This window comes from Mesorhizobium sp. P171375 (assembly GCF_057786075.1).
On record NZ_JBYNWF010000001.1, the window covers coordinates 2270241 to 2282527 of the forward strand.

General features: G+C 59.4%; 6 protein-coding genes and 2 pseudogenes. 3 read left to right on the top strand and 5 right to left on the bottom strand.

The genetic code is table 11. The features are described from left to right. Positions 1-145: 145 nt before the first annotated feature. Positions 146-1792, bottom strand: coding sequence for an MFS transporter (locus tag ACYHH6_RS10840; RefSeq protein ID WP_488500427.1), 1647 nt, complete (start codon positions 1790-1792; stop codon positions 146-148). A gap of 548 nt (positions 1793-2340) precedes the next feature. Next, a complete protein-coding gene (locus ACYHH6_RS10845; RefSeq protein ID WP_352590775.1) occupies positions 2341-3486 on the bottom strand; it encodes a trans-sulfuration enzyme family protein in 1146 nt (381 codons plus the stop codon). Between the two features lie 89 nt (positions 3487-3575). Here ACYHH6_RS10845 and ACYHH6_RS10850 point away from each other — a divergent pair, with 89 nt between their 5' ends. From ACYHH6_RS10850 to ACYHH6_RS10860, 3 genes and pseudogenes are all read left to right on the top strand, one after another. Beyond that, a complete protein-coding gene (locus tag ACYHH6_RS10850; protein WP_352590778.1) occupies positions 3576-4220 on the top strand; it encodes a helix-turn-helix domain-containing protein in 645 nt (214 codons plus the stop codon). Positions 4221-4269: 49 nt separating this feature from the next. Next, positions 4270-4908: pseudogene (locus ACYHH6_RS10855) on the top strand (FMN-binding negative transcriptional regulator). 817 nt (positions 4909-5725) lie between these two features. Beyond that, positions 5726-6221 (top strand): annotated as a pseudogene (locus ACYHH6_RS10860) (transposase); the annotation flags it as partial. A 114-nt stretch (positions 6222-6335) separates the two neighbouring features. On the opposite strand, the gene ACYHH6_RS10865 reads toward ACYHH6_RS10860, so the two are convergent. From ACYHH6_RS10865 to ACYHH6_RS10875, 3 genes are all read right to left on the bottom strand, one after another. Beyond that, positions 6336-8399, bottom strand: coding sequence for a carbamoyltransferase family protein (locus ACYHH6_RS10865; protein ID WP_352590846.1), 2064 nt, complete (start codon positions 8397-8399; stop codon positions 6336-6338). 1139 nt (positions 8400-9538) lie between these two features. After that, positions 9539-11749 (bottom strand): xanthine dehydrogenase family protein molybdopterin-binding subunit, encoded by a 2211-nt coding sequence (locus ACYHH6_RS10870; protein WP_352590781.1) that lies wholly within the window; start codon positions 11747-11749, stop codon positions 9539-9541. A gap of 3 nt (positions 11750-11752) precedes the next feature. Then, on the bottom strand, positions 11753-12211 hold the full coding sequence (locus tag ACYHH6_RS10875; RefSeq protein ID WP_023689394.1) for a (2Fe-2S)-binding protein: 459 nt from the start codon (positions 12209-12211) through the stop codon (positions 11753-11755). Positions 12212-12287: the final 76 nt, after the last annotated feature.

A 12287-nucleotide genomic window follows, 5' to 3' on the forward strand; every position in this document is an offset into this window, starting at 1 on the left:
GCTGAACATGGGACCCGTGATTGACATAATTGCCGCGCGAATTCTCATGCTCGCCTAACCGGCCGGAACGATTTGCAATCCGGGCAGGCTCGACAAATCAAGGAGTAGCTCGTTCCGTGTCCAAGCCCAGACAAGTTTGGTTATCTCACGGGCGCGATACAAAAGGCACAGGCTGGACTTGGCTGCCGGGGGCGGGGCTTGTCGACCGCTCGATTGAAAGTGAGATGCGAGGCGGAGAATCACCCATGTGCAGAGCGGCAAGGCGCTCGCCTACCTCCCTGTCATTCACCGTCAGCCGATGGTTTAGACGAAGATAGTCCGTCCATGTCGGCGTGCGGAATGTCTCGGTCCAAAGCGTCGACTTCTGAAGGTCGCGCTGGAGGGTCCAGTCCCGCGCACCGGCGCGGCTCTGAACGCGCCGCCTTTCGCGCATGCAGCTCAGAAATTCATCGATACTCTCCTCGGGTATCGAGTACTCCACCTTGATCACGATCGGACCGCTCCTGGGTTTCAAAGGGAGGGCCAGTTCTGGTGGCCTGAAGTCGACGGCCGCTTGATCCAATTCCTCCCATAGCCGCACTGGCAATAGCTTTCCCACAGCCGCGACCAGCAACAGTGCCGCTGCAGCACCTTCCAAAGCCCACGTCAGCGAATAGTACTGCGCGACAGCACCCCAGACCCAGCTGCCCGCTGCCATGCCGCCGTAGGTCAGGGCGTAATAGATGGACAGGGTCCGACCAACGACCCACCTTGGGCTTGCCAACTGCACACACACGTCGGTTCCGGTCCAGGTGACAACCCAGCCAGCGCCACCGATTGCAAGCGCGATCGCCGCCACAGCCACCGACGATGTGAGGGCCATCAAAAGGCAACACGTTGCGCAAGCAACGGATGCGAGCGTGATCAATCGGTTCTGGGACGTAATGCGTCTCAAGTAGCTGCTGCCAATGCCGGCTATGAAGGCGCCTGTGCCGAAGCCAGCCAATAGCACCCCGTAAACAATTGGCCCTCCCGCCAGCTGGTCGCGAACCAGGAGGGGGAGCAGAGCAAGGATCGAGATGCTTGACAGCCCGAATAGGGTTGCACGCACAATCGCCACTCTGATCTCTGAGGATATTGCCGTGAATCGCATGCCATCATGAATGGCCGTAGTCATCCGCTCGCGCGGAAGAGGCGAAAAGCGAACTTGCCACTTTGAGCGCAGAACAGCGCTCAACGGGACCAAGTCACTCAGCGCAGCGAGGGCGAAAGCCGTAAGGGGGCCTAGCAAAGCTAAGATTACACCGCCCAGCGCCGGTCCTATGCTCCGAACCACGTTGTAGCCCACCGACATCAGCGTCACTGCGGCGGGTATGTCGCGCTTTTCCAGGATATCGCCTACCGACGCGTGCCATGCTGGATCGTTCAAGGCAAAGCCGCATCCGGCCAAGAAACTCAGTCCCAGGATCAGCCATGGACTAACAAAGCCCAGTCCCACAGCGAGTGCCAGCGCCGTGGATGCCAGTGCGATAAGGCAGTGTCCGGCAAGCATCACGCCGCGGCGGCTGAAGCTGTCTGCAATGGCTCCAGCAAGGATCGACAAGAAGAACGCGGGCAGTGTCGATGCAGCCTGTACGAGCGCAACCATTAGATCGGAGGCTGAAATCGTCGCCATGAGCCAGCTTATAGCCACGCTCTGCACCAGCCAGCCAAGGCTGGATATCTGCGTGGCTGTCCAGATAGAACGAAAGACCGGGTTGTGAAGAGGGATCAGTGTGTTTGCCGCAAAGCGCGGAGGATCTTGACGCCGCATCACTTCTCTCCTCCACTGGGTGTCGTTCGTCCGCTCATTTGCTTACAGCGGTGCGCTCTGTGCACAGACTGCGTCACAACGAAGTTCCGAAATCGCGCTCGCAACAAGGACAATGTGACATCCATGGTGCTGATGCGCCTTGAGGTACCAACCTGGCCGTTAGCTGATGGGTCCCGCAGCCCGCTGGGTGCGGTCAGTTCTGCCCTGCGACTCTTGGCTTTGGACGGTGCTAGCGCCCCGATGGCCGGCTTGTCAAACTGCCGTAGTGCCAGCACATCTATCCCATCTGTTGACCGCGATCTCCGACGAGGTCGAGCAGCAGTAGGTCAACGGCAAATCTGGGTATTTCCGCTATCCGGTCGAGCGCGTGGCCATCGTCCGGAAACCCGAAGACGTTCATCACCCAGGCGACCACCACGCCCGAGACAATGCGACACGGCGGTAGCGGTTCACCAGAGGACGTGCGTTCTACTCAGCAGGAACATTGTTCTGCCGATCGTCGGCTGCGCCAGCCGTCACGTAAAGCGGCGCCAGAGTTCTTGCACCCGTCATTGGACTCCCGCTTTGCAGGTTTCGCCTAGGGCCTGCATCAGGTCATCGATAATGTCCTGAGGATGTTCAAGCCCTACAGAAATTCGCAGCAATCCGCCTGGCGCTTTGGACTTCGCACCTTCAACGGATGCGCGATGCTCAATCAGAGAATGCGTCCCGCCAAGGCTTGTCGCCCGGACAACAATCTTCAGGCGGCCGGCCACGGCCATTGCAGCATCGGCTCCGCCCTCGACGATAAAGGATAGCATCGCTCCGTAATGGCTCATTTGCCGCGTAGCAAGATCGTGTCCCGGATCAGTTTGCAGACCAGGAAAGAGCACTTTTTCGACGCGCGGATGAGACGCCAGGGCCTCGGCCACTTTCTGGGCGCCTTCGCAATGGGCGCGCATGCGGACCGGCAATGTCTGCAGGCCCCGCAACGCCAGCCAACAGTCGAAGGGCGCTGCGACGCTGCCCTTGTGTTTCTGGACCATCCGCAATGGGCGACCGAGGGGTGACCCGTTTGGGACAATGACGACACCGGCCATCAAATCCGAGTGGCCGCCAATGTACTTTGTCGCCGAGTGCATCACCGCGTCTGCCCCGATTTCGAGTGGCAGTTGAAGCACTGGGGTAGCCCACGTATTGTCCACCACCGCCAAGGCGTTTGCCTCGTGCGCGATTGCGCAGATGGCCGCAATGTCGACAACGCGGATCATCGGGTTTGACGGCGTCTCGATCCAGACGAGGCCAGTCCGCTTCGATGTCACCGCGGCGCGCAAAGCGTCCAAATCGCGCATGTCGACTGGGGCAAAGTCGAAGCGAGACCCAATGTCGGTCTCTTCGATCAGCGAACGAATGCCGAAATACATGTCATCCGGCAGAACGATCCGACCCGCCGACGGATGGCTCTCGAAAACTGCAGCGATTGCGGCCATGCCCGAAGCGAAGGCGATGCCGTCTTCCCCTCCCTCAAGCGTCGCCATGGCCGTCTCGAACGCATTGCGTGTAGGATTTCCATCCCTTGTGTATTCGAAGCCGGACGGAAATGACCCGTTGACACCGCGTTCGAACGTCGTGCTGGTGTGCAGCGGCATGGATACGGCCCCCGTGGACGCGTCGACCCCTCGGCCGCAGTGGATCGCCTTCGTCTCAAAACGCATCGGTTATTTCCTTCCTAACGGGCAGTTGCAATTTCGCCCCGGTCATTATACTGACCGCAATAGGTGAGCCGAGGTCCTAAGTCAACATAATGACCGATGTTACGACAGCGATGGGTTCCGAGCAGGTGCTTGGCAAAGCGATAGCGGTTCGAATCCGAGACTTGAGGCGCGACCAAAATCTGACCCTGGATCGACTGGCAAAACTGAGCGGCTTGTCCAAGGGAACCGTCGTCTCGCTCGAGCAAGGCAAGGCGAACCCTAGTATCGGCATACTTTGCCGACTGGCGGGGGCGTTTTCGCTCTCCGTGGCCGATTTGCTGAATGACGATCCTTCCATAGTTCGCCTCCCTATTGAGCGGACGGAGACGAGGATGCTTTGGACAAGCGCCAAGGGAAGCTTTGCACAACTTCATTCATCGACCTCGGGGCGCACGATGTTCGAATTGTGGAGCTGGGTCATGATGCCGGGCGACGTGTTTTCCGCAGATGCTCATAGTCCGGATACGCGCGAGCTGATCTCGGTCAGTCAGGGTGCCCTGAGCGTTGTGGTAGGTACCCATGTGGTAATTTTAAGCGAAGGCGAGAGTGCGCGGCTTGTCACTGATCAACCGCACGCATACGCGGCGGCATCTGATGTGCCCGCCCATTTCTCGATGGCGGTTCTTGAGCGTGGTGGACACCGAGATCCGGGGCACTCGTCGACGGCAGCGAAGATTCAGGAGCCCGTTCCGTAAGGCTCCGCCGATTACTAGCAACCGCACATTCGCGACAGGAGATAAACCGTTGTACGTTCCGCCTCATTTTGCCGTCCCTGATCAGAACGCCCTGTTCGAGCTTATCGAGAAACACCCGCTTGGTATCCTCGTCACCCAAAGCAAAGGCACACTGGACGCGAACCACCTCCCCTTCGAGCTTGACCGCTCGAAGGGAGACAAGGGCGTTCTCAATTGCCATGTCGCTCGCAAGAACCCAGTCTGGGAGGAAGTCGCCAATGGCGATGAGGTTCTCGTAATCTTCCGTGCGGCCGACGCTTACATCTAGCCGAACTGGTATCCAAGCAAGCATGAATTCCACAAGCAGGTGCCGACGTGGAACTATCTCGTCGTCCATGCCCACGGACGCATCACTGTCCGGGATGATGAGCGGTATGTGCGCCGCAACGTGGCGAAGCTCACTCATATGCAAGAAACCTCGCAGCCGGTCCCATGGAAGATGGGCGACGCGCCGAGGGACTTCATCGACACGATGGTCAAGGCAATCGTCGCCCTGGAGATCGAGATCACCGGCCTGGTTGGAAAATCAAAACTCAGCCAGAACAAAGAGGTGCGCGACATTCAGAACCCTGGTGAAATGCTGCGTGCCCAAGGGGCCATTGCGATGGGAGAAGCGATGCTCGCGGCTGCGGCGGCCAAATCCCAATAGCATTTGTCTTGTCCGGACAAAGCCGCTGGTGCCGGCCTCCGACGGGTCACCTAGCCCGCCTTGACGCACGGCAATATCTTTTGACGGCCTGAAGCGACGCTGTGGTCACCGTTGTGATACTTTCCCACGCGCCTGGTCAGGCGGCAGGATTGCTCCGTAGTAGCCGACGGGTTCGTTTCAGTCGCCTGCGCCCCGTTGTATGTCGGCGACCACCCGCTACCGGTCTTGAATGAGGCGCAATCGCACGCGTTTCGAAGCCACGTACCTTGGGCGGCAAGCTCGACCATGCACTCGACGCAGCTCCCAAGTGGCGGCGCCGTCAACGATCTCCTTGAACCTGCGGAACTTGCCTGAAAGCACTTCTCTTACGGGAGATGATTGGCTATGTCGCCGAACCGATGATGGAGATGGTGGCGGGCGCCGTCCTAGCGATCAGACCCGCCTTGCAGCGCAATGGCTACCCGGGCCCGACCGGGAGATGCGGGCGGGACTGTGAACTGCGGAGACGGAGCGGATCGGCATGGAGCCGTGACCGCTTGCGGTCTGGCTCTGGAACGAGTTAACGAAGCGCGGACTTCCGATCGTGTCAAGCGCCGCCCTCTCGATGATGCCGAACAAATCGGACCCCGACGAGCGGCGGGCCTTGCCAGATCGGACGGACCGGATGGTTTAAGCAGGTTCGCACCAAGAGCCACGGCACCTGTGTCGTGCGGGTGCTGCTGTCGGCACGCGACCTTCTCGTCAGCCTAGTAGGCAAAATCGAGAACAGATGCCTGGGCTTCTTAAGGCCTTCGGCGTCGTATTCGGCAAGAAGATCGATGCCCAGGTGATCCTACACATGCTCAGGATCCAGGCGACGCAGGTCTACCATGATCCGCTGCGAGCCCTTTTCGACCCCAGCAAGCATCACGGCGCTGACGAAGGAGGAGTTTGTGGCAGCAGCTTGGGATGTCGTCGGCCGCAAGGTCAGCAAGACACAGATTCTGATGGATATTTTCGAGACGGCGCGCCCATCGATCGGATTGCCGCTGCCACTTGATGCGCCTGCCATTCGCATGTTCCGGATGGTCATTGACGAAGCACGCAGCCTGATCCGGCACCGCAATGAGATCGAAGCACAGGCCGACGATCTGCTGCGGCACAGCCAGGATTATCAGCTCCTGCGACAAATCCCGGGCATCGGACCGATCAAGGCATTGACCGTCATTGCCGAAGCCGGCGATCTTCGCCGCTTAGGTCATCATCGCCAGTTTCTAAAGTTCTGCGGGCTGGACCTCTCGACACAGAAGTCCGGTCAATATCGAGGCCAGACCCTAGCATTCCTAAGCATACTGACCAGGGCGACCTCGACCCCCCTAATCACAGCGGTGAGCTCGCAGGCGGGTCGATGAACACTATTGATTGGCCGAGCTTGAGCGGCATCTCTATCACATTGATAGCCTATTAGGCTGGTCCGGCGTTTGATCGGACCCATGATCCATCCGAGCGGCTTGTGAGGGATGCAGCCGAACCAGGCGCTGCTCCCACAGTCTTCGCAGGTCCTCCATCAGAGCTTCATGCTCAGCTTGATCCGGCGCAATTATATTGAGGTGATCGCTTAACACGGCTTCGCCCTCAATCCGCATCAGCAGATTAAACAGGTCGTTTGAAATTCGCACACTGTCAATGCTGGAGTGGTTCGGAATAATCTCGCAGACAGTCTCCTGATGATCTCGCGCTGTGTAAGCACGGGTTTGATGGAGGGAGACTGAGGGAGGCAATGAAATCGAAAGCGCAGTCCAATCCTGCAGCGTTGCAGCCCGTTTTTTTACCAGGAAGGGCCCGACCACAAGTCCATCCAGCTCTGTCGTCAAAAATGTGGCAATCGCGTCTGCAACCGTATCCACGATCGGTTCAGCATTGTTGTTAAAGGACGTATTGAGCAGAATTGGAGTGCCTGTCCGCTTCTTGAACGCATTGATGACCTCCCAGTAAGCGGGGTTGGCATCGCGCGATACTGTTTGCAGCCGAGCCGTACCGTCGACGTGCGTAATGGCACCCAACAAGGCGCGCTTTGAGTCACGCACGCGAACGACGAAATTCATGAATGGAAATTCGTGTTTACCGTCCGGGAGGTCGAAAAATTCGCTCGCATCCTCTTCCAGCACAGATGGTGCGAAAGGCCGATAGCCTTCGCGCTTCTTGACCATGGCATTGATCCGGTCCTTGTTTGCAGCGGGCCGAGGGTCGGCAAGAATGCTGCGGTTGCCCAGCGCACGTGGCCCAAACTCCGAACGACCCTGCACCCAGCCGATCACGGCGCCGTTGGTGATCCAGTGGGCTGCACTGCTCGCTACGTCATAAGAGCGTTCAACCTCGAGATGTCCGGACCATGCGTTCAGTTCCTGTTCCACGGCGCGGTCGCTCCCGAGATCAGGACCCCAATAGACCTCCTGCAGTCGCTCACGCGGCGCGGGGCGGCCCATCTCGTTAGAGACTATCAGCGCAGCTCCCAATGCGCAGCCAGCGTCGTGAGACGCGGGTTGCACGAAGATGTCTTCGAAAAGCCCTGAATACAGCAGCTTGCCGTTCATCGTGCAGTTGTGGGCTACCCCTCCCGCCAGACACAACCGCTTCATGCCGGTGGCCTCACGGTGGTGCCGGAGAATGTGGAACACGATCCGCTCAAGCGCTTCCTGCAGTGACGCACTCACATCTCGATGCTGCTGGGTGAAAGGCATTCCCTTTCGCCTGATCTCGATGTTGCGGAGCAACGCCGGACCGATGCGGTCGAGGTGAACACGGTAGCCACCGTTGGCGGAGAGCTCGTAGAACTGCTCGAAGAGCTCGCGATAGGGAGCGGGGTCGCCATAGGGCGCGAGTCCCATTACCTTATACTCGTCGAACATGCCGTAGCCGAGACAGCGGATCGTCTCGAGATAAAACAGCCCAAGAGAATTGTCCTCCGGGAAAGCCTCGATTTGCGTAATTTCTGTGCCAGACCCTACCGCCACAAGGCCCGACAGGAAATCACCACAGCCATCAATCGCTAGAATGAGACTTTGTTCGAAGCCCGACATTGCAAAGGCGCTCACGGCGTGCGCCTGATGATGACCTACGAATGAAATACGCGAACTGTCCAACTTAGTGCCGAACTCACGCGCTAACAGGTTCTGCACCAACATTTTAGCATCCAACGGAGTGGAGAGAATGTCCGGTTGGGAAGCGGACATACCTTCAAGCATGGCGTTGGCATAGGGCTCGCTGGCGTAGACCGCGACACGATCAATGTCGCTGAGCTGAACCCCGGCCGTCGAGAGACAGTATTGAATCGAACCACTTGGCAGCTTGTTCGAGTGCTTGATTCGATTGAGGCGTTCCTCTTCTACGGCGGCTATCACCTTTCCGTCTCGGACGAGCACCGCGGCGCCATCGTGCATAAAGGCGTTCGGACGCTCGAATCGGTTTTCATGGACTTGGTCAAGTCCGCCGCTGATTCCTAGGCACAGCATTTCTTTCTCCAAATAGTAACGGGAAGCCAAATTGGCTTACCTCGACTGTTTCCAACTAAATAGGCCGTGTTGTCGCTGCAGCTGCGACCGCCCGTCAGGCATCAGCGGCATCGAAGAAAGCCTCATAAACGGTCAATGAGATGCTTCGACTGTGCCGCCTACAGTGCCATCACGCCGAGAGCTTGGCTGGATCATCCAATCCTGAGCGGCTGCTGACATGTATCCGGCGATGTCGTTTTCATCGGCAGAACCAACTTGCGATGCCGCCTGTTCTTGGGAAGGGCGGCCGTCGACGAATAACAGTACCGCCCCCGTGAACTGGCCCGATTTCATTCTCCGAAGCGACCATGGTCGCACCGCCCGACATTGTCGGCCAGTTGCAACTCACTTTCTCGGCACGACCTCCACTGCACGTCAGGGCGCATCGAAGATTTTCTCCTTTGGATTATTCCTAAGGCAGCTTTCGTCACGCGATAGAGCAGCGTGTGATTGGTGCGTGAGGCTCTTTTTTGTCCATGCACGATTCCGGAAGAGTGATGAAATCGATTGTTTTGATCAAAGTCATCCACGCTATGAATAACAGCCGCAGCACATGCGTTTTCAAAGCGCTTCAGGCTTCCCGGATGGCTACTCCGATGTGAAGCGCATGGCATTCCAAGCGCTCTGTCAACCAAGCGATGAGTATCGGCGTCGACCCTCATTGCCTTCGTCTTCGCGACTCCGTGACAGCGGCTGGCATTGTGTTTGTAGGGCATCGGGCGAAGATCATGTCGATCGGCCATCTCGCCTGCCTATTGACAAACCCTTGAACAATGATCCACGCACCAGCGCGATTGTGATCACGAGCGCCTCTGAGCTCGGGAGGTTCGGTTTTCTGAGGGTTCCTGGGTCTCCGAAGCGATGGAGGTAGCTAGCCTTCCTGGTGCTATACGGTTGTGCTCTTCATGGAGTGGACGCGTTTGCGTCTCGAAAGCGGTTCTTCAGTGGAACCGGCGCCAAGGCCCGTCTGTGGTCGTTCAGAACACGGGGTGCCGTCTCCAAACCGGATATTGGAGCGGGCAGCCGCCGGAATTTGACCCATGGAAATGAGCGCCTGTCAGGAGGCGTTCGAAAACGGCGCGATCTTCATCGCGGCTGTTTCATGGTGTCATTCCTGACATGTTCTTTATAATCGGCAGCTTGCGGATAGTCTTGCCCGTCGCCGCCCGTAGCGCGTTGGCGACGGCCGGGCCGATCGGCGGCACACCTGGCTCACCAACTCCCGTGGGCGGCTCCTCGGACGGCACAATGTGCACCTCGACTCGCGGCATCTGCTCGATCCTGAGCGGTGTATAGGTATCGTAGTTCTCTTGGTCTACGACACCGCCCTTCAGGGTCAGCTCCTCCTGGAGGATCGCACCTAGCCCGAATCCGATACCGCCCTCCATCTGAGCGCGAATCTGGTCAGGATTTATCGCGGTGCCGCAATCTACCGCGCAGACGACGCGGTCGACCTTGAAACCATTTTCATCGTCGAGGGTGAGCTCCACCACATCGGCGACATAGGTCGAGAGGCTTTCATGCAGGGCCACGCCGCGGAAACGGCCTTCCGGCAGAGGCTTGTCCCAGCCTGCCTTCTCAGCAGCCACTTTAAGCACGGCGGCATGCCGTGGATGGTGACCGAGCATTGACAAGCGGAAGTCGACCGGATCACGGTTCGCAGCGGCGGCGAGCTCATCGATCAGGGTTTCCACCGCGTAAGCGGTGTGGGTGGAGCCTACCGAACGCCACCACAGCACCGGGATGTTCACGTCCGTGGTGGTCAGCTCGACCTTCAGGTTCGGGATCGCATAGGGCAGGTTGGTGGCGCCCTCTACGGAGGTTGGATCGATGCCGTTCTTGATCATCGCCGCAGAGGTCGAACCGCCCAAGACCGATTGGCCCACGATGTGGTCATGGAGAGCGACGACATTGCCTTTCTTGTCGAGCCCCGCCTTGACTGCGTGCACATAGGCCGGCCGGTACCGCCCACCCCGCATGTCATTCTCGCGGGTCCACTGCACCTTCACTGGCTTGCCGCGTCCCAGCGCACGCGCTGTGGAAACAGCTTCGATAATGACATCTGCATCCAAGACCGCGCGGCGGCCGAAACTGCCGCCGGTCTTCATCACGTGCAGCCTCACCTTGTCCGGCGTGGTGCCGCCTACCTGAGCGGCAGCCGCCTGATAAAGGTCGGGCATCTGGTGTCCGCCCCAGACGTCGATGGTGCCGTCTTCGTTGATTCGGGCGGCCGCGTTGAGTGGCTCGATCGAAGCATGGACAAGATAGGGGAATTCGTAGTGCCCCTCGATGATTTTCTCAGCACTGGCGAACGCTGCGGGAGTGTTACCGTCGTCGCGCGCGGTGGCCGCGCCCAGATCGTCTGCTGCCTTGTTGTATTCGGCCATGATCTCGGCCGTGCCGCGCTCTTCGGCCTTCTCCTCGTTCCAGGTCACCTCGACGAGGTTGCGGCCCTTCAGCGCCGTCCAGGTGTCCCTGCCAACCACGGCAATGCCTCGCGGCGTCTGGACGACATCGACAATGCCGTCGAGTGCCTTGGCCTTGGTTGCGTCGAAGCTCTCGATCTCGGCGCCGAACTTCGGCGGATGGATCATAACGGCCGTCTGGAGTCCCTCCATCATGAGGTCGATCGTGTAGGTCTGCGCGCCGTTGGTCTTGCCGGCGGAATCGTAGCGCTTGAGGCTGTCCGATCCGATCTGGGCCCACTTGTCGCGCGGCTTTAGCGGCACGTCGTCGGGAACCGGCATTCCCGCTGCGGCTTCAGCCAGGTCACCGTAGCGCGCCTGCATCCCTGAGGCGTGCGACACGACCCCGGAAGCGACTTTGATCTCGCCGGCTGGCACGTCCCACCGCTGCGCCGCGGCCGCCACCAGCAAGGCCCGTGCGGCAGCACCCGCCTTGCGGTAGCGTTCCCACGACGAGCCCATCGACGTGGAGCCACCAGTTGCCTGTGCGGCCCCGCCCCAGGCGAGATTGCCGTAGAACGCGGTATTGCCGTATCCGCCGACCACGTCCACCTGCGCCCAGTCGCCGTCGAGCTCTTCCATAACCAGGGTGGCGATGCCGAAATAGGAGCCTTGTCCCATCTCGAACTGCGAGGAGTGGATGATGATTCGGTTCTCCTTTGTGATCTCGACATAGGTCTGGAAGGGGTTCGCCTGAACCTTTGCAGGGGTCGTTTGTGCGATGTCGGGCGCGGCCAGCACTGGCCGGTAGCCCACTGCGAGGCCGCCGGTGGTGACGCCCGCGCCGACGAGGAACCAGCGGCGCGTGGGCCGCACGGCAGTATGCTTCGAGAGAAACTGCGACATGCCTCAAGTCTCCAGCCGGTTGGCGGTCTCGTGGATGGCCGCGCGGATGCGATGATAGGTGGCGCAGCGGCAGAGGTTGCCGCTCATCGCCGAATCAATATCATCGTCCGTCGGCTTAGGCGTTTCTGTAAGGAGGGCCACGGCCGACATGATCTGGCCAGACTGGCAATAGCCGCATTGAGGTACGTCGAACTCGGCCCACACGGCCTGGACCGTTTCGCCTATCTTGCCCGACACACCCTCAATGGTGGTGATCGAGGCTCCTTCGATGTCGCCGACTGCGGTCTGGCACGAGCGCGTCGGCATGCCGTTAACGTGAACCGTGCAAGCGCCGCACTGGGCAAGCCCGCAACCGAATTTCGTTCCCGTGAGTCCGATGACGTCACGGACCGCCCAGAGCAGCGGCATCTCTGGATCGACGTCGAGTGTTCGCGCCTCGCCATTGAGGGTAAAAGCGACCATTGCTTGCTCTCCTTGTCCTGAGCTGGCTATCTCGTTGAGCCTCCGCCCGCCTGGCAACCGAGCTCTTGTTGCTGAG